We start from the raw sequence: 18,324 nt of genomic DNA on the forward strand, positions 1-18,324 counted from the left end.
CGAACAATGGTGCCATCATAACGACGCCGCCTGACACTCTCATCCGCTTCCCACCAGACTCCAAGAAACACCCCCGATCCATGGTTCTTTCCGGCCGAACCGGCGAATAATCAAAGGCATGAGCCATCTGTCTGCACCCGCGGTCCACGTGACGGACCTGTTCGCCCGCCGGGGCAGGCATCCGGTGCTGCACGGGTTGAGCCTCACGGTGCCCCGTGGCCTCGTCGTGGGCCTGATCGGGCCGAGCGGATGCGGCAAGACGACCCTGATGCGCTCGATCGTCGGCGTCCAGCTCGTGCAGTCCGGGGAGGTCACCGTGCTCGGCCGCCCCGCCGGCTCCGTCTCGCTCCGGAACAGGGTCGGCTATGTCACGCAGGATGCGAGTGTCTACGACGATCTCACCGTGCGGCAGAACCTGAGGTACTTCCGGTCGGTGCTCGGCGCCCCCGCGAGCGATGTCGACCGGGTGATCGACGCGACCGACCTGGGAAGATATGCCGGCCAGCTGGCGGGTTCGCTCTCGGGCGGCCAGCGCAGCCGGGTGTCGCTCGCCGGCGCCCTGCTCGGGTCCCCCGAGCTGCTCGTGCTCGACGAACCCACCGTCGGCCTCGACCCGGTCCTCCGGGTGGAGCTCTGGGAGCTGTTCCACCGGCTCGCGGCCGGAGGGACGAGCCTGCTCGTGTCGAGCCACGTCATGGACGAAGCGAGCCGCTGCGACCGGCTGCTCCTGATGCGGGACGGTGAGATCCTCGCAGACGACACCCCGGCCGGGCTGCTCGCGTCGACCGCGACCGACGACGTCGAGGCGGCGTTCCTGAGCCTGATCCGGCGGCATCCGTCGCCAGAAGACCCGCAAGCCGATGACCCGTCGTCCGAAGGCCGGCCGACCGGGACCGGGTCGACCGGATTCGATGGTGCGCTGTGAACCCGCGCCGTACGCTCGCAACGGCCGGACGGGTGCTCGCCCAGATCCGGCACGACCCCCGCACGATCGTGCTGCTCCTCGTCGTCCCGAGCCTGCTGATCGGCCTGGTGGCGTGGATCTTCTCCGACACGCCCGTGTTCGACAGGATCGGGCCGGCGATGATCGCCCTGTTCCCGTTCATCGTGATGTTCCTCGTGACGAGCATCACGACCCTGCGGGAACGCCGCACCGGGACGCTGGAACGGCTGCTCTCGATGCCGCTCGGCAAGGGCGACTTCATCCTCGGCTACACCCTCGCCTTCGGGCTGCTCGCGGTGCTGCAGTCCGCGGTCGCGGTCGGGTACGCGGTCTGGGTCTGCGGCCTCACGATCGCCGGTTCGGTCTGGTTGCTTCTCGCGGTCGCCGTCGCCGACGCGGTTCTCGGCACGACATTCGGGCTGCTCGCGAGCGCGTTCGCCCGCACCGAGTTCCAGGTCGTGCAGTTCATGCCCGCGCTCGTGTTCCCGCAGATCCTGCTCGGCGGTATCTTCCTCCCCCGCGACCAGCTTCCGGACGCCCTGCGGATCATCAGCGACTGGCTTCCGCTCTCGCACGCGATCGACGCCCTCCAGGCGGTCGCCTCGAATTCGCAGGACGCCGCGTACATCGGCGGCGAACTGCTCATCATCGGGGCGTGGATCGTGGGAGCGGTCGTCGTCGGCTCGATCACGCTCCGCCGCCGCACCCCTGACCCATCCCCCGCCGCGGATTTCGGCGGGCGGGAACGGGCGGGAACCGGACGCCGGTCAGCGGGCGGCGAGCACCTTCTGGAGCCAGCGGTACGAGGACTTCGGCGTGCGCTTCCGCTCGGGGTCTGCGAAGTCGACCCGCACCAGGCCGTAACGCTGGGTGTAGCCCGCGGTCCACTCGAAGCCGTCGAGCAGCGACCAGACAAAGGCCCCGCGCATGCTCACCCCCGCCGCCGGCTTGCCCGGTGCAACGGCGTCGAGTGCGGCCACGAGGTGTTCGGCGAGGTAGTCGATCCTGGCCGGGTCGTCGACGGCGCCGCGGCTGTCGACCTGGTCAGGGAAACTCGCTCCGAGGCTCGTGAGGTACACCGGCGGGAGTGCGTCGCCGTACCGGGTCGCGAGCTCGGTGAGGGCGACGCCGAGGTAGGCCGGCGCGATCGCGCGTCCCGCCCCCGTGACCGTGAACTCGCGGAACGGGAGCACGTGGAACGGGAAGGAGACCACGGGCGCGTTCTCGTCGACCCTGCCTGCGTTCGCGGCGGTCCGCGGCCCGACGCCCGAGCCGGCGGCACCCGGTCCGCCAGGGCCGCCCGCCCGGCTCGCCGGCCCGCGGGAGCCGGGACCGCGGGAGCCGGGACCGCGGGAGCCGGGGCCGCGCGGACCCGAGCCAGCGCCGGCCTCCCCGCGCGCCCCGCCCGCTCCGTTGCCGGAGGGGCCGCCGCCGGCGACCGCACCGCTCACGACCGGAACGGGCCCGGCCGCCACCCGTGACGGCTGCACGTAGTTGAGACCGTAGAAGTCGAGCGGCTGGTGGATCGTGCGCAGGTCCTCCGGCTCCGTCTCGAGCAGCAGCCGCAGCTCGGTCTCGTAGGGTTCCGGCGGCACCGGGTAGCTCCCGAGGAGGACGGCGTCGGCGAAAACGCGGTTGTGCAGCAGGTCGAAGAGCGCGGCGGCGACTTCGTCTGCCTCTCTGTCGCTCGCCGGCTGCACGGGCGAGTACGCGTTGGCGATTCCGATGCCGCCGCGCACGTCGGCGGCGCGCAGGCCCTGGACGGCGAGGCCGTGGCCGAGGAGCTGATGGTGCGCGGCCGGCAGTGCGGCGAAGAGGCGGGCCTCGCCGGGGGCATCCGTGCCGAGGGCGTAGCCGGCGAGCGTCACGGTCGCCGGCTCGTCGAGAGTGACCCAGGCATCGACCCGGTCGCCGAACACGGCCCCGAGCTCGTAGGCGTAGTCGGCGAAGCGCGAGGCGGTGTCGCGGTTCAGCCAGCCGCCGCGCAGGGCAAGCGGCAGGTCGCGCTGGTGCAGCGTCGCCATCGGGCGGATGCCGGCCGCGAGCAGCCCGTCGACGAGCCGGTCGTAGAACGCGAGTCCGGTGCGCGCGAGCGCCCCGCGTCCGTCCGGCTGCACCCGGGACCACGCGAACGAGAACCGGTAGGCGTCGACGCCGAGCTCGCCCAGGAGGGTGAGGTCCCCGGGCAGCTTGTTGTAGTGGTCCGCAGAAACGGATGCGTTCGACCCGTCCACGATGCGGCCGGCGGTCGCCGTGAACGGGTCCCAGGCCGACTCGGCGCGCCCGCCGTCGCGGGCGGCGCCCTCGATCTGGAACGCCGAACTCGCGACCCCGATCGTGAAGCCGTCGGGGAGCCGGTCGCCGAGTTCGCTGGCGCGGTGCGGCCAGGCCCGGCCGGCGACCGTGTTGGTGTTGATCGGCTTGCTGCTCATCTCGGAGGACTCTCTGTACTGTGTCGGTCGGGTGCTGTGCGGTCCGTCGGGTGCTGGGCGGTCGACCGGTTCGTGGAGCGGCCGTGGGCCGCGGTCACCAGCCTGTCACGCGCGGCGCGAGAATTCGCACCCCGAGGTCGCCCGGCCGGCCGGTTACCGCCCGAGGACCCGTTCGAGGTACCGGTTCGTGAAACGGCGCTCGGGGTCGAGCCTGTCGCGTACGGCGACGAAATCGTCGAAGTGCGGATAGGTCTCGCGAAGGGATTCGGCGTCCCTCGTGTGCATCTTCCCCCAGTGCGGGCGCCCGTCATGGGAGCGCATGATGGCCTCGACGGCGGTGAAGTACTCGGCCGGTTTCTCCCGGTAGAAACGATGCACGGCGATGTACCCGGTCTCACGGCCGTGGGCCGTGGACAGCCACACGTCATCCGCGGCTGCGGACCGCACCTCGATCGGGAACGAGATCCGCCAGCCGGAGCGCTGGATGAGTTCGCGGACCTCGCGCACGGCAGCCGGAATCGCGGCGATCGGGAGCGCGTATTCCATCTCGTGAAAACGCACGGCGCGCCGGCTCACGAAAATGCGCGTCGAGGCATCCGTGTAATCCCGCCGGGCCATGAAACGCTCGGCCACCCGGTTGATCGTCGGCACGGACTGCGGGAGCACGGCTCCGATCGTGCAGAGTGCCCCGAAGACGCCGTTGGCGAGCAGTTCGTCGTCGATCCAGCGGGAGACCGGCGCGAGCGGCGCGCGCCCGGCGGCCGGGTTTAGCCGGGTGTTCGTCTTGGTGAGGGCCTTCTCGGTGTGCGGGAACCAGTAGAACTCGAAGTGGTCGGCGGCGCGGCTGCGCTCGTCGAAGGTGTCGAGCACCTCGCCGAGCGGCTCGGCCTGTTCGACGGCGTGCAGGAGGAAGTCCGGGACGCACTGGATCGTCACGTCGACGAGGATCCCGAGCGCGCCGAGACCGAGGCGGGCGGCGGGGAAGATCTCCGCGTTCTCGGTCTCGCTCACGTGCAGGAGTTCGCCGTCGCCGGTGACGAGGGTGAGGCCGACGATCTGGGTGACGAGTCCGCCGAAGGCCGACCCGGTTCCGTGGGTTCCCGTCGAGGTCGCACCGGAAATCGTCTGCCGGTCGACGTCCCCCATGTTGGCGAGCGCCAGCCCGTATGGCGCGAGCAAGCCGCGGATCCGGTGCAGTCGGGTGCCGGCGGCGAGGGTGACACGGCCGGTGGCCGTGTCGACGCCGACGATGCCGGAGAGGTCGGCCAGGTCGAGGAGCACGCCGGGGGCGACGGCGATGCCGGAGAAACTGTGCCCCGATCCGACGGCCTTGATCGGCATCCCGGATTTCGCGGCGGCGATCACCGCACGCTGCACGGCCGCGACGCTCGTGGGCCGCTCAACCCTGGCCGGACGTACGGACTCGCTGCGCGCCCAGTTCTGCCAGAGAGCACCGGTGTTCGTCACAGGAACGCCTTTCCCTCGCCGCGGTAGCTGGGCAGCATGTCGACGACCCGCCCGTCGTCCACCACTGCGAATTCTGTCACGTGTTCGCTGAGCTCCCCGGACTTGGTGTGCCGCAGCCAGACCCGGTCGCCGACGTCCAGGGCCGCGGCTCCGGGGCCAGCGAGCGGGGTCTGCACCTCGCCGGCCGCTTCCCGCGTCACGACGGCGAGCCCGGGCGGCCAGGCGAGGGCAGGCATCCGGTCGGCACCCGGCGGTCCGGATGCGACCCAGCCGCCGCCGAGGAGCGTTGCGGTCGCCGCGCTCGGCTTCCGCACGACGGAGAGGGCGAATGCCGCGGCGGGAGCGGGCGTGAATGCCGAATAGTTGTCGAAGAGGTGGCCGCCGAAGAAGCCGCTGCCCGCGGCGATATCGGTGACCGAGGCATCCGCGTGGGTGCTCTCGAGGGAACCGGTGCCGCCACCGTTGACGAATTCCAGGGGCGCGACCTCGCGCACGGCCGCGACGGCGGCGGCGCGGCGCACTCCGAGCTCGGCGATCGAGTGGCGACGCACCCATCGGTTCACGATCCCGGTGGTGAGCGCACGGGGGCGGCGACCGGCCGGCCGGTCACCGAGGCCGGCGACCTGCGATTCGTATGCCATCAGGCCGACGAGAGCGAAGCCGGGGCGCGCGACGATGGCCGCCGCGAAGTCCCTGGCCTCCGCGGCGGTATGCACCGGCGAGCGCAGCACGCCGAGGTGCCCGAGCACCGGGTTCTTCCAGCCGGCGTCGAGCTCGATGCACAGTCGGATGGTCTCGCGCCGGTGCGGGGGGATCACCGTGTCGATGAGATCGAGCTGGGCGAGCGAGTCGACCATCAGGGCGACCCGGGAGGCGAGCAGTGCCGAGCGGCCGAGGACCCCGATCGCCCCCCGGTCCACGCTCGGATAGCCGACGACGATGTCGTCGAGGGATTCCGCGAGCCAGAGCGCCTCGGCGAGGGTGTACGCGAGCACGCCCTGGTAGCCGGGCACGGCGAGGATGGCCTCGAGCACGCCACGGACGCGGATCGACTTCGAAGCAACGCGGATCGGGGTTCCGCCCGCGCGTCGCAGCATGTCGTGGGTGTTGTGGCGGAGCGCTCCGAGGTGCAGCGCCGCGACGGGCGTGTCGAGATGGCGAGTGGCCTCGGTCAGGGCCGGCCAGTAGCTCTCCGGTCGGAGCCAGGGCGCTCCGGTGGCGGGAACGCGCAGGTCAGGAAGCGTCATGGCGAGATCGGGCCTGTCTCACGGAGGGGCGGCGAATCCGCCTCGTGTCCGTCAGTATGCCCTACGCCCGCGTCCCGCGCCGGATAACAATCCCGTGCGGGATCGTGCCTGTTGCGCGTTGCACGTTGACAATCGGGGAGATGACCCCTGAAATGGAGGCAGGGGGACCTATGCATCGCTCACGTTTCGCTTGCCCCGGCCCGCCGCAGGCCCGTCATGGTCGACGGCCGCGGCGGATGCCCATCGCGCTTCGTCACGCCCGGTCACCGATCCGGCTGGTCGCGCCGGTATTCCTCGTCACCGCGGCGCTTCTGCTCCTGAGCCTCGGCGGTTTCCTGCCGGGCACGGATGCCGCCCGCGCCGCGACCTCCCCCGCCCCGCCCCCGAGCGGGCCGGCCGCAACCCCGCTTTCGCCATCCCCCACGATCGACAGTCCTCCGGCCCATACCTTCGTCGGCCGCTCGACCACGACGGTCTCCGGCACTCGCGCGGCCAATCAGGAGATCCAGCTCCTCAACCCCGGTGAGGGCGACCCGCTCTGCATCATCGAAGCCACCCCGTCGACGGACTGGTCCTGCCCCGCAAACCTCCCGAGCGGGCAGAACGTCCGGCTGAAGGTCGTCGTGACAGGCGATTCGAGCCTCACCGCCGAGGAGACCATCGACGTCCTCGGTGAACCCGTCGTGACGGGCGGGCCGCTCGGCAACCCGGCGTCGAACGGAACCGTCCGGGGGTCCGCGTACCCGGGGGCATCCGTCGTCGCCACGGTGTCGACCGGCGAGAGCTGCCCGGCGACGGCAGACACGGGAGGGGCGTGGGCGTGCACCTTCCCTGACCTGCCGAGCAGCGGCATCCACACCGTGACGGCAGCGCAGCAGACCGGGTTCAGCGCGCCCTCCTGGTCGAACGACAGTGCAGCGCTCAGTATCCGTTTCGACTTCGACCGGCCCGCCGCTCCCGTCGTCTCGTCACCGACCGCCGGCGCGCGGGTGGCCCAGACGGGGTCGACGTACACGGGGACGGGTGAGGACGGCGCCACCGTCACCGTGTTCGCCGGCCCGTACTCGCTGTGCACCGTCGCCGTCGCCGCGGGAGCCTGGGCCTGCACCGCGACAGGCACGGTCGCCGCGGGCAACCACCTCGTGATCGCCGCCCAACAGGATGCCGCAGGCAACCAGAGCCAGGGAAGCCCCGGCCTCGGCGTCGACTTCGGTCCCGCACCGGACGCATCACCGTCGGCCACCCCTCCGTCGTCGTCGCCCTCTGCCGAGGCAGGGAGCAGCTCCCCGACAGCCACGGCTCCGGCGTCGGCGCCCGGCACACCGTCCGAGAGCGCCACCGCCACCCCGGCACCCTCGGCGACCCCGACGGCGGTCGCACCGGCACCACCGGGCGGCGGTTCGTCATCCGGACATGATCCCGCCCTCCCCGGCGGCTGGAACGACCCCACCCAGTTCACGAGCGCGGTACTGCCGCCGGGCGCGAACGCCGACTTCTCCTGGCTCGAGGCCGTACTCTTCGCCATCGGCGCCCTCGTGCTCCTCGTCATTCCCGCCCGTTTGCTGAGCGGCACGATCGTGCGGGCACGGGACGGCCGCCCGCTCTGGAACACGGCCGCCCTCTCCGGCCGCAACCAGGCGAGGGAGGAATTCGACAAGGCCCCCACCGTGATCGTGAACCGCTGGCTCATCGCGGCCGCCTCGGTCGCCGCTGCAGCGACGCTCATCATGCTCTCCGGCACCGTGTCGAGTCAGCCGGCCTTCCTGCGACTGCTGCTCGCGGTCATGCTCGCCCTCATCGTCGTCAACACGGTCGGAGCCCTCGTGCCGCAGTGGTGGAGCTCGCGGGTGTGGGGCGTGCCGGCATCCGTCACATTCCTGCCGCGGTACCTGCTGCTCGTCGCGGTGACCGCGCTCGGCTCGCGCGCGTTCGAGATCCATCCGGCACTGCTCTTCGGGCTGCTCGGCAGCGTCGCCGTCTCGAGCGGCCACAGCGCGATCCATCGCGGCCAGCTTGCGGCGCTGCGTGCCGGAAGCCTGCTCGCGCTCGCGCTCCTCGGCTGGCTCGTGCTCGGGATACTGCCGACCGGCGCGGATTTCGGGGACCTGCTCGCCGCCGAGGTCGCCAACAGCGTCGTGCTGACCGCGATCGGATCGGCGCTTCTCGTGCTCATCCCGATCGGCAGCACGAGCGGGCGCAGCATCGTCGCCTGGTCGCCGCTCGCCTGGATCGGGTTGACCCTCGCCGCCTTCACGATCATGTTCGCCGTGCTGAACCCCGTCGTCGGACTGTGGCACGGCGAGGGCAGCGTGACCCTGATGTGGGTCGCCTCCGGTCTCTTCGCGGCCCTCAGCGTCAGCGCCTGGGCATGGCAGCGCTTCGTGGTCCCTGAGCCCACCCTGTAGGCGACGACGTGTCCTCCGGCTTGGTATCGTCAGACTGTGCGCCTCGGAGTCATTGACGTCGGTTCGAATACCGTCCACCTGCTCGTCGTCGACGCCCATGCCGGCGCCCAGCCGGTCCCGATGGCTTCCGACAAGGCCGTCCTCCGGTTGATGCGGTATCTCACCCCGGAAGGGGCGATCACCGGGGAGGGCTGCGCTGCCGTGCTGTCCGCGGTGCAGCACGCGGCCGACGTCGCGAGCCGGCACGAGGTCGACGACCTGCTCCCCTTCGCGACCTCCGCCCTCCGCGACGCCACGAACGGCCCGGAACTGCTCGCGACGATCGAGAGGGAGACCGGCGTCGCCCTGCAGGTCCTCTCCGGCGAGGACGAGGCCCGCCTCACCTTCCTCGCGGTGCGACGGTGGTACGGCTGGTCGGCTCGGGACATCCTGCTGTTCGACATCGGCGGCGGGTCGCTCGAGATCGCCGCCGGCGCGAATGAGACACCGGCGGTGGCCCTCTCTGTCCCGCTCGGCGCCGGGCGCACGACCGTGGGATTCCTGCACCACGATCCCCCGCTCGCCGAGGAGGTTGCGGCCCTGCGCGCACACGCGGCCGACGTGCTCGCCGAGGCCGTCGCATCCTTCGCCGGACAGCCGGCCCCGCACCACGTCGTCGGCTCGTCCAAGACGATCAGGTCCCTGGCGAAGCTCGCAGGGTATACCTCGGACGGTTTCGGTTCGGGTGAGCGGATGCTGCTCAGCCGCGCCCAGCTTGCGGACTGGGTACCCCGGCTGGCCCGCATTCCTGCGGACGCCCGCCCCGCCCTGCCCGGTATCACCGCCAACCGCACATTCCAGATCGTGGCGGGCGGGATCGTGCTCCAGGCAGCGATGGCCGCCCTGAAGGTGGACGAACTCGAGGTCTCGCCCTGGGCCCTCCGCGAGGGCATCATCCTCCGCTACCTCGACCGGCTCGGCTGACCCCGGCTGGGCTAGGCACCCGCTGCGGCCGACGGATCGGGAGCGAATCGTTGCTGGCCGAGCACCGCGAGTAGTTGCAGCTTGTCGTAGCCGGGGGTGCCGGGCGCGGCCGTCAGCACCAGGAGAGTCTGAGCCTGGTTCTCGGTGAACAGCGCCTGGCAGTCGAGCTCGATCTCGCCGAGCTCGGGATGCACGATGGTCTTGTGGTCGTCGAAGCGTGCGGCGACTTCGTGCTGGTCCCACAGGGCCGCGAACTCCGGGCTGAGGTGCAGCAGCCGCGCCACGATCTGTTCGGCCCGGTGGTCGGGGCCGCCGGCCGTCAACGCCAGCCGGAGACCTGCGGCCTGGATCCGGCCCTGGTGGGCATGGGCGGCCTCCGGGTAGTACCGGCGCTCGTCGGGATCGGTGAACCACCGGTAGAAGGCGCTCCTGGCCAGGCCGGAATGGCGGGTCTGGTCCCCGAGAAGTGCGGTGGCGAGCCGGTTCTGCACCAGGGTGTCTGCGAGGTCGGACAGCACGAGGGCGGGAGTGTCGTCGAGCCTGTCGAGCACGCGCAGGAGGGCCGGGCTGATGTGGTCGGTCCGCCGGATCCGCGGGGGCGCCGTGTGACCGGCCAGCCGGAAGAGGTGGTCGCGTTCGTCGAGGCTCAGGCGGAGTCCTCGGGCGATGGCGGCCAGCATCTGGTCGGATGGCTGGGGGCCACGCTGCTGTTCCAGCCGGGCGTAATAGTCAACGGACATGCCGGCGAGATTCGCGATTTCCTCCCGCCGCAGGCCGGTGGCCCGCCGCCGCGGTCCCTTCATGAGACCGACATCTTCCGGCTGCAGCAGCTCGCGGCGCTTGCGCAGGAAATCGGCCAGCCCCGGTCTGTCCATTCCTCGTACGTCCATCTCCCCATCATCACCGCTTAACGCGACCGGTGACAGGGATCGCCGGTCCGTGGACAAGGGCTCCTCTCCCGCCGGCGGACAGGAGGCGGCAGAGTCGTAACACCGCGCATCCGTCACCGGCGGCGCACGCCGCGCGACAACTGACACCCGGCACCGTCGACACCGTCGACGAGCGCATGAGAGAAAGCGACACCATGAAGACCACAGGCAACACCATTCTGATCACCGGCGGCACGTCCGGCATCGGGCACGGCCTCGCGCTGCGCTTCCACCAGGCCGGGAACACGGTGATCGTCGCCGGGCGCCGACAGGAACTCCTCGACGCGATCGTCGCCGAGAACGACGGCATCGAGTCTCTCGTTCTCGATGTCACGGACCCGGACTCGATAGCGAGTGCATTCCGCACCGTGACCGCCGAGCACCCCGAGCTCAATGTGTTGGTCAACATGGCCGGCATCATGCTCCCCGAGAACCTGCTCGATTCCGGGTTTCTGGCGACCGCAGAAGCGACGGTCACGACGAACCTGCTCGGGCCGCTGCGGATGCTGAGCGCGTTCACGCCGTTCCTGATCGGACAGCCCGACGCGGTCATCATGAACGTGTCCTCGGGACTGGCGTTCGTTCCGCTGCCGATGACGCCGACGTACAACGCGACCAAGGCCGCCATCCACTCCTTGACCGAAAGCCTGCGCGTGCAGCTGTCCGGCACCTCGGTGCAGGTGCTCGAGCTGATTCCCCCGCCGTCCGCACGACGCTCCTGAACCAGGAGAACAGCGAGCAGGCCATGCCGCTGGACGACTTCCTGTCGGAGGTTATGGGCATACTCGAGGCCGAACCCGACGTCGAGCAGGTCACGGTGGAGAACGTGAAGTTCCTGCGGTTCGCTGAGGCCGACGGCGCGTACGACCGGGTGCTCCGGCTGCTCGGCGGTCACTGAGCCGGGCGGGGTCGCCGACCGCTCAGACCCCGCATGTGGTTGACTCGCCCCATGACTGAAACGGGGCGTGAGCGGGTGGCGGCGGATGCCCGCGCCCGCGGACTCGACATCGACATCGTCCCCCGGCCCGCGGCCGACAGCCTCGAAAGCGCCGCACGGCTCCTCGGGATCGACCCGTCCGGCATCGTCAAGTCGCTCGTCGTCAAGCGGCATGACGGCGACTATCTCTTTGCGCTCGTGCCCGGCGACCGGCAGATCAGCTGGGCGAAGCTGCGCGCACTCGTCGGCGTGAACAAGCTCTCGCTCCCGCACGAGGACGTCGCCCTGGCGGCGACCGGCTACTCCCGCGGCACCATCACCCCGCTCGGCAGCACGACCCCCTGGCCCGTCTTCGCCGACGAACGCCTGCGCGGCAACCGGGTCGCGATGGGCGCGGGCGAGCATGGTTACTCCGCATTCGTCGACGCCGACGCCCTGATCGACGCTTACGGCGCAACCGTGGCCGACATCACCGACCCGTTCAAGCCGCGGGCGTAACCACGGCGCGTAACCGCAGCGCCGGCGACGGCCGGCTGCCGGCTACAGCTCGGTGCGTTCGATGAGGTCGATCACGGAGATGTTCAGGTAGCGACAGATCCGCTCGAGTTCCTCGACGTAGAACGATTTCTCCCCGGTGAGCCGTCGACGCAGAATGGCCATCGAGATTCCGGTCGCCGCCGACAGCTCCTTCAGGGTCCGGCCCTGGTACCCCATCTCGCCGCGGATCTCCTCGGCGATCCTGGCGCTTCGGCGCGGCGCATGCTCGAGCATCGGTTCCTCCCGCATCGCACGGTGGCTGGGTGACACAGCGGCTGTCGCGGACATTCAACCGCCATCTGTCGCGCTCCGAAAGAGCCTCCGACCGGAAGTGGAAGAATCGGGTCATGCACATAGCCGATCTGACTCCGGCGGACCTCGGTAGCGCATCCGCGCTCTGGGACCAGGCCGGACTCACCCGACCCTGGAACCCGCCCGAGCTCGACCTGCTGCGCGCGCTGGCCGGGGAGACATCGACCGTGCTCGGGCTGTTCGACGGGAAGACCCTCGTCGGAACCGTGATGGTCGGCCACGACGGCCACCGAGGCTGGGTGTACTACCTCGCCGTCGACGACACCCACCGCGGTACCGGACTCGGACGGCGACTGATGGTCGCCGCGGAGGATTGGCTCCGGGAACGTGGCGTCGTGAAGCTGCAGCTGATGGTCCGCTCGGCCAATGCGGCAGTACTGTCCTTCTATGATCGCCTCGGCTACGAGGACGCCGATGTCCAGGTTCGCGCGAAATGGCTCCGCTGAAGCGATAGCCTGTCATCGATACCCCTATGGGTATGCCGGAATCAGCAACGAACGGAAGGCACCTGTGTCCAACGAACCGTCAGCCGCCGAGACCTCGCTGGCCGGGCAACCCGCCCACGGACCGCTGCAGCGCAAGGTCGTCGGCGTACTCGTCGCGGGGCAGATTCTCGGCGGAATAGGCATGGGGGCGACACTCTCCCTCGGTGCCCTTCTGGCGGCTCAGCTCTCCGGGTCGAGCTCCTGGTCGGGCATGGCCGCCACGATGAGCACTCTCGGCGCGGCCCTCGTCGCCGTGCCCCTCGCCCGGCTCGCCCAGGCCAGGGGGCGGCGACTTTCCCTTGCGACCGGTTCGCTCGTTGCCGGCGCCGGCGCCGTGCTTGCGATCACCGCGGTCTCCGTCAACGTCTTCGCTCTCCTGCTCCTGGCATTGATGATGCTCGGCGCCGGATCGGCCGCCAACCTGCAGGCCCGATTCGCCGCCACAGACCTGGCGAGCCAGGCCTTCCGGGCCCGCGATCTGTCGATTGTGGTCTGGTCCACGACGATCGGCGCCGTTCTCGGACCGAACCTGTTCGGCCCCGGCGAGGTCGTCGGCGCCTTCCTCGGCCTGCCCCCGATGACGGGTGCCTTCGCGTTCTCCCTGCTCGCCACGGTGGGCGCGGCGATCGTGTACACGGTCGGGCTCCGGCCCGACCCACTGCTGACGGCGCTCAGGTCCCGGGGGACGGATTCCGCCGCGCCGCGCCCACGCGGCGGCCTGGACATCCTGCGCTCCACCCCTTCCGCGCGCTATGCCGTCGCGGTGATCGCCCTGAGCCACGCCACGATGGTCGCCCTGATGTCCATGGCTCCGGTGCACCTGCGCGAGCACGGCGCCACCCTCACCGTCGTGGGGCTCACGATCAGCCTCCACGTCGCCGGCATGTACGCCTTCTCCCCCGTGTTCGGCTGGCTGGCCGACCGGGTAGGACGGATGCCCGTCATCCTCGCCGGCCAGGCCCTGCTGTTGTCGTCGCTCACGCTTTTCTGGCTCGCGGGAGACTCGAGCACCGCCATGACCGCTGGCCTGATCCTGCTCGGCCTCGGCTGGTCGGCATCCGTCGTCGCGGGCTCAGCCCTCATCGGCGAGGCGGTCGGGCTGAATGACCGGGCGGCCCTGCAGGGCTTCTCCGACCTGTCGATGAACGCGGCCGGCGCCCTCGGCGGCGCCCTGGCCGGTCTGGTGCTCGGCGCCGTCGGTTATTCCGGCCTCGGCCTGGCCACCATGATCCTGGTGGGCGTCGTCGTGACCTGGTCGATCAACCGGGCCGCCGGCGCCCGCCGCACCGCTGCTGCCTGAGCATGCCGTGTCTACCGGCTGCTCCGCTCCGCTCGCAGTGAGGGATAGCCGCCCGCCCAGCTGCCGAGCAGATGCGCCGACTGACGGTCATCAAGAGTCAGGAACACGCTCGCTCCGAACATGATGTCGCCGACCGCCTCCGGGTCATCTTCGGCGAGCGAACCGGCGAGGGCCCGGCAGGCCGATTGTTCACGCGCGAAGCCGGCTTCGACGTGCACATCGAAGTACCGGGCCACACTGTCGTCGAAACCGAGGCGCTGGAATCCATCGGAGTACAAGCGGCTGGGAATCGCCGACGTCATCTCGAACGCGGCCAGGTGCCCGACGAGCGCGCCACGCAGGCGCCGGTTGAGCCCGAACATCGAAATCGCGTTGACGGAAGCGAGCGTGACAGCCGGCACCGCGTCGACGGATGCGACGTAGTCTCCCTCGAGCCCCGCCGCCCTCAGGGCATCCGCGAAAAGGACCGAATGCATCCGCTCGACCCGGCCGCCGCCGTATTCACCGGCAAGGATTTCGATGAGTGCCGACTTGGACCGGCCGGCCAGGCGCGGGATTCCCCAGGCGTACGGATCCGCCTCTCTGAGCGCGTAGACCGAGCGGTGGACGAGGAACTCGACGGCCTGCTGCCCGGTGGCCGCGCGCGCCACGTAGAGTGCCAGGCCTGGGTTGTGCTCGTGCCCGGTCAGGGTGAAGAGTGCACGGGCGACGTCGTCGCGGGTCGCCGCGGGAATCGGAGGCTGCGGCGCCGAGGCCCGCAATGCGGCCTCGAAACCGCGCTCGAGGACGACACGTGCAGCCAGGAGGGCGGGATGCCATTCCCACTCGTCGTCGCCCGGCACGACACCGTCGTAGTGCAGGCGGTACAGCAGGAACAGAGTCAGCTGCAGGTCCTCGTCGACCAGGATGTCCGGGACTCGGCCGAGGGCACGTGCGGCCAGCGCCTCGAACCCGGCCAGGCCGGACCCTCCCGTTTCAGTGGACTCGGAGAGCGCGGCGAGGAGCCGCTCGCTGACCGGGCCGCGGGCCGACAGGGCCGCACGGGCAAGGGCGGAGGGGAGCATGAAGCCTCGTTCCAGTACTGCGATCGAGTCGCGCCGGCAGGCCGGCGGGACGATTCAAACGCCCTCCACCGTAGAGAGGGGGCAGGCGTGGACTGTTCGCCGGATCGGAATTGGGAACAGTCACTAATAGGACGTACCCCGAAGGCGAATCGTCACGATCATCCGAATGTTGCTTCCTCACCGACGCGTCATGCTCTGCGATACAGTCAGGGAATGCTGAGTCGTGTTCCATTCTGCCGCGATACCCGAGCATGAAGCCAGAGACGGGTGCGCCGTCGCGCGGCCTGGATCCCCGGCGCAGAGGAGTCCTGCAGCGCCGGATCCGCTGGATCGTCGCTATCACGATCAGCTACAACGTGGTCGAGGCCATCATCGCCCTCGCCGCCGGAACCGTCGCCACCTCGGCCGCGCTGATCGGGTTCGGCCTCGATTCCATCGTGGAGGTCCTGTCCGCCGCCGCGATCGCGTGGCAGTTCTCCGCACCCGATCCGGAGAAGCGCGAACGGGTCGCCCTGCGGGTCATCGCTTTCTCGTTCTTCGGGCTCGCCGCCTACGTGAGTGTCGACGCCACCCTGTCCCTCTTCGGAGTCCGGGAGGCCGTGCACAGCCCGGTCGGCATCGGGCTCGCCATGGCCAGCCTGCTCGTGATGCCGTTCCTGAGCTGGTGGGAACGTCGCACCGGGACCGAACTCGGCTCGGTTTCAGCCGTGGCTGATTCCAAGCAGACCCTGATCTGCGCCTACCTCTCGGCCGCTCTTCTGATCGGGCTGTTACTGAATACCCTGCTCGGCTGGGCGTGGGCGGACTCGCTCGCGGCGCTGTTCATCGCCGGCTTCGCGGTCCGGGAAGGAATCGAAGCGTGGAAGGGCGACACCTGCGCCGTTCCCGTGGCCGCACTGACCGGCGAACGCACGGTCGATCCCTGCGACTGAGCTCTCTCCGACAGCCGAAGGGACCGGGTCCCCGAGGGGTCCCGGTCCGGGCACTGCGTTCAGTCGAGGTCTTCGACGCCGAGGGCGAGTGCCTGCTCGCGGCGCTTGCTCATCGACGGCGCTGCGAGCGCTGCGATGATCGCGACAACGGCCACGGCGGCACAGACCCAGAAGCCGATCGTGAAGGCGTCGTCCAGGGGCAGGCCCTGCGAGGTGCTGTGCGACGTGATCAACGCGGCGATCACGGCTGTGCCGATGCTGCTGCCGATGGTGCGCGCAATCGTGTTGACGCTGCTCGCCTCTCCGGTCTGGTGGATCGGCACGCTCTCGATGATCGCGTTGGACATCGCTGCGAAGGCCAGGCCGATGCCGGCACCGGTGAGCAGGCCCGACACGACGACCTGCCAGAGTTCGGCGTGGTTGAGTGCGGGAATCACGAATGCGGCGGTCACGAAGAGGGCGCCGAAGACCATCGGCGGCTTCGGGCCGATCTTGCGCACGAGGATGCCGGCGACGGGACCGAAGACCACCATCATGAGCACGGTGGGGAGCAGGAACAGGCCGGCAGAGGACACCGACTCGCCGAAGCCGTAGCCCGTCACGGTCGGCAGCTGGAGCAGCGTCGGCACGAGGACGAAGGTGCCGAACATGGCGAAACCGAAGACGAGTCCCACCACGTTCGCCGTCCACACGCCGCGGATCTTGAACAGGCGCATGTCGATCAGGGGTTCCTTCACCCGCAGCTCGACGAACACGAACACGACGAGGGCGAGGGCGCCGAGGGCCAGGAGGCCGATCGTGCTGCCGGAGTCCCAGCCCCAGGACTGTCCCTTGCTGATCGCCAGGAGAAGCGAAACGAGGCCGACCGTCAGGATGACAGCACCGAGCACGTCGAGGTGGCCGGGTCGCTTGACCGGTGACTCCGGCATCCCGAAGATGACACCGAGCAGGGCGATGACGACGAGGATTCCCGGCAGCCAGAACAGCCACGGCCAGGACAGGTTCTCCACAATGGGTCCCGCGGCGACGATGCCGACCCCGGCACCGACGCCGAAGATCGCCGACAGCAACCCGATGGTCACCCCGACCTTCTCGTGCGGAAGTTCATCGCGCACGATGCCGATCGAAAGCGGCATCACCGCACCGGCCGCACCCTGCAGCACGCGGGCCACGATCAGGACACCCAGGTTGGGGGCGAGCGCCGCCAATACGGTGCCCGCGAGGAGCAGGGCGAGCACGACGATCATGATCCGGCGCTTGCCGACCATATCGCCGAGACGTCCCAGGATGGGCGTCAACACGGATGCCGACAGCAGATACGCCGTCAGGATCCAGCTGACATCGGCGGTCGAGGCGCCGAGGTCTTTCCCGATCGTCGCGAGTGCCGGGGCGACGAGCGACTGCAGGACCGAGAAGGCCAGGCCACCGAGGGACAGGTAGAGGACGATGAGCGTGCTGTTTCGGCTACGGGCGGGCGTCGGAATCGAGCCCGTGGCCGGCCGTTCGGTTGTTTGGGACATATCTCTCCGGATGCTATGTAAACAGTTGGCGACTTAGGCCAGCATAGCCATGATCGCCCGTAAGTCAAAGCATGTTTACATCGGTTCTGCCGGCCTGTACCGTGGAGGGGAACGAAAGGATGCCATGACACCGGGTATGCCGACCATCGATGCCGCCCCCTCCGAGTCCGACGCCCCGGGCGGCGTCCGGCAGCGCGACGCCGCCAATACGCGGCAGTGCCTGCTGCAGGCGGCACGGCGTCGATTCGCGCACGACGGCTACGCGGCGACGACGGTCCGGGACATCGCCACGGACGCCGGCGTGAACGTGGCACTGATCAACCGGTATTTCACATCCAAGGAAGGCCTCTTCGAGGCGTGCCTGACCCGTGCCGTTGAAGAGCTCGACCGCCCGATCCCGGAGAGCGACACCGTTGAGCTGATGCTGCAGACCATGCTCAGGCACCTCGCGGAGCTGCCGAGCGGTGAGCATCCGCTCGGGCTCCTCCTGCTCTTGCGTTCCTCCGGGGATGAATCGGCGGAACGGATCCGCCGTAATACGTTCCGTCATTTCGCCGAACGGTTGGCCGCGGCCGCCGGCTGGCGGCCGGATGACGCCGAAACCGAGCATCTCATGCTGCGCGCCCAGATCGCCCTGTCCGTCGGCTTCGGCATCGTGCTGTTGCGAACCACCTCGGGATTGGAGGCCCTGTCATCGGCCTCCGCAGGAGACCTGGCCGGTCCACTCGGCGACGTTTTCGCCGCACTCCTGGAGCCTGCACCCGACGCCCGCCCCTGACTTCCGCCGGGTGGGGTCAGGTTTTCCCGAGAAGGCAACAGCTGGGAACGACGGCTCGTTGCGAGGCTGTCAC

The 18,324-nt window shown here is 69.9% G+C and carries 17 protein-coding genes and 1 pseudogene; 11 read left to right on the forward strand and 7 right to left on the reverse strand.

Annotated features, from left to right (window positions below; translation table 11 throughout):
- The first annotated feature begins 118 nt into the window (after positions 1 to 118).
- A complete protein-coding gene (locus tag RGU41_RS10905; RefSeq protein ID WP_134449480.1) occupies positions 119 to 925 on the forward strand; it encodes an ABC transporter ATP-binding protein in 807 nt (268 codons plus the stop codon).
- Positions 922 to 1,650: pseudogene (locus tag RGU41_RS10910) on the forward strand (ABC transporter permease); the annotation flags it as partial. The gene RGU41_RS10905 and the pseudogene RGU41_RS10910, both read left to right, overlap by 4 nt.
- Before the next feature lie 60 nt (positions 1,651 to 1,710).
- On the opposite strand, the gene RGU41_RS10915 reads toward RGU41_RS10910, so the two are convergent.
- The 3 genes from RGU41_RS10915 to RGU41_RS10925 all read right to left on the reverse strand — a co-directional run bounded on the left by RGU41_RS10915 (position 1,711) and on the right by RGU41_RS10925 (position 6,089).
- Complete coding sequence (locus RGU41_RS10915; protein WP_322136210.1) at positions 1,711 to 3,375, reverse strand: glycoside hydrolase family 1 protein; 1,665 nt, start codon at positions 3,373 to 3,375, stop codon at positions 1,711 to 1,713.
- Positions 3,376 to 3,528: 153 nt separating this feature from the next.
- Entirely contained in the window at positions 3,529 to 4,842 is a 1,314-nt protein-coding gene (locus tag RGU41_RS10920) for a D-arabinono-1,4-lactone oxidase (RefSeq protein WP_134562006.1), read from the reverse strand.
- A complete protein-coding gene (locus RGU41_RS10925) occupies positions 4,839 to 6,089 on the reverse strand; it encodes an alanine racemase (RefSeq protein WP_322136211.1) in 1,251 nt (416 codons plus the stop codon). Before RGU41_RS10925 ends, RGU41_RS10920 begins: the two co-directional genes overlap by 4 nt.
- A 236-nt stretch (positions 6,090 to 6,325) precedes the next feature.
- Between RGU41_RS10925 and RGU41_RS10930 the strand changes: the two genes are divergently transcribed.
- Entirely contained in the window at positions 6,326 to 8,494 is a 2,169-nt protein-coding gene (locus RGU41_RS10930; protein ID WP_322136212.1) for an Ig-like domain-containing protein, read from the forward strand.
- A 36-nt stretch (positions 8,495 to 8,530) separates the two neighbouring features.
- Complete coding sequence (locus tag RGU41_RS10935) at positions 8,531 to 9,457, forward strand: Ppx/GppA phosphatase family protein (protein ID WP_134448313.1); 927 nt, start codon at positions 8,531 to 8,533, stop codon at positions 9,455 to 9,457.
- Between the two features lie 11 nt (positions 9,458 to 9,468).
- Here RGU41_RS10935 and RGU41_RS10940 read toward each other — a convergent pair whose 3' ends face one another.
- Positions 9,469 to 10,332, reverse strand: coding sequence for a helix-turn-helix transcriptional regulator (locus tag RGU41_RS10940; protein WP_322136213.1), 864 nt, complete (start codon positions 10,330 to 10,332; stop codon positions 9,469 to 9,471).
- Positions 10,333 to 10,523: 191 nt separating this feature from the next.
- Between RGU41_RS10940 and RGU41_RS10945 the strand changes: the two genes are divergently transcribed.
- The 3 genes from RGU41_RS10945 to RGU41_RS10955 are packed head-to-tail and all read left to right on the forward strand — an operon-like array spanning position 10,524 to position 11,821.
- Positions 10,524 to 11,108, forward strand: a complete 585-nt coding sequence (locus RGU41_RS10945; protein WP_322136214.1) for an SDR family oxidoreductase — start codon at positions 10,524 to 10,526, stop codon at positions 11,106 to 11,108.
- 23 nt (positions 11,109 to 11,131) lie between these two features.
- Positions 11,132 to 11,284, forward strand: coding sequence for a hypothetical protein (locus RGU41_RS10950; protein ID WP_322136215.1), 153 nt, complete (start codon positions 11,132 to 11,134; stop codon positions 11,282 to 11,284).
- A gap of 51 nt (positions 11,285 to 11,335) precedes the next feature.
- Complete coding sequence (locus RGU41_RS10955) at positions 11,336 to 11,821, forward strand: aminoacyl-tRNA deacylase (RefSeq protein WP_134448309.1); 486 nt, start codon at positions 11,336 to 11,338, stop codon at positions 11,819 to 11,821.
- 42 nt (positions 11,822 to 11,863) lie between these two features.
- Here the strand turns inward: RGU41_RS10955 and RGU41_RS10960 are convergent, their stop codons facing one another.
- Positions 11,864 to 12,148: a helix-turn-helix domain-containing protein gene (locus RGU41_RS10960; RefSeq protein ID WP_134558272.1), complete on the reverse strand. Its 285-nt coding sequence runs from the start codon at positions 12,146 to 12,148 to the stop codon at positions 11,864 to 11,866.
- A 59-nt stretch (positions 12,149 to 12,207) separates the two neighbouring features.
- On the opposite strand from RGU41_RS10960, the gene RGU41_RS10965 reads away from it, so the two are divergent.
- Together RGU41_RS10965 and RGU41_RS10970 are read left to right on the forward strand one after the other, a co-directional pair.
- On the forward strand, positions 12,208 to 12,618 hold the full coding sequence (locus RGU41_RS10965) for a GNAT family acetyltransferase (RefSeq protein WP_135100929.1): 411 nt from the start codon (positions 12,208 to 12,210) through the stop codon (positions 12,616 to 12,618).
- Positions 12,619 to 12,682: 64 nt separating this feature from the next.
- Positions 12,683 to 13,957 carry an MFS transporter gene (locus RGU41_RS10970; RefSeq protein ID WP_241987485.1) on the forward strand — a complete coding sequence of 425 codons (1,275 nt, stop codon included), beginning with the start codon at positions 12,683 to 12,685 and terminating at the stop codon, positions 13,955 to 13,957.
- 11 nt (positions 13,958 to 13,968) lie between these two features.
- Here RGU41_RS10970 and RGU41_RS10975 read toward each other — a convergent pair whose 3' ends face one another.
- Positions 13,969 to 15,021, reverse strand: a complete 1,053-nt coding sequence (locus tag RGU41_RS10975; protein ID WP_322136216.1) for an iron-containing redox enzyme family protein — start codon at positions 15,019 to 15,021, stop codon at positions 13,969 to 13,971.
- 251 nt (positions 15,022 to 15,272) lie between these two features.
- Here RGU41_RS10975 and RGU41_RS10980 point away from each other — a divergent pair, with 251 nt between their 5' ends.
- Entirely contained in the window at positions 15,273 to 15,953 is a 681-nt protein-coding gene (locus RGU41_RS10980; protein WP_134558269.1) for a cation transporter, read from the forward strand.
- 59 nt (positions 15,954 to 16,012) lie between these two features.
- Here the strand turns inward: RGU41_RS10980 and RGU41_RS10985 are convergent, their stop codons facing one another.
- A complete protein-coding gene (locus RGU41_RS10985) occupies positions 16,013 to 17,473 on the reverse strand; it encodes an MFS transporter (protein WP_134563969.1) in 1,461 nt (486 codons plus the stop codon).
- Between the two features lie 124 nt (positions 17,474 to 17,597).
- Between RGU41_RS10985 and RGU41_RS10990 the strand changes: the two genes are divergently transcribed.
- Entirely contained in the window at positions 17,598 to 18,251 is a 654-nt protein-coding gene (locus tag RGU41_RS10990) for a TetR/AcrR family transcriptional regulator (RefSeq protein WP_198413436.1), read from the forward strand.
- Positions 18,252 to 18,324: the final 73 nt, after the last annotated feature.

It is taken from the genome of Cryobacterium sp. 10C3 (assembly GCF_034314285.1).
GTDB lineage: Bacteria > Actinomycetota > Actinomycetes > Actinomycetales > Microbacteriaceae > Cryobacterium > Cryobacterium glucosi.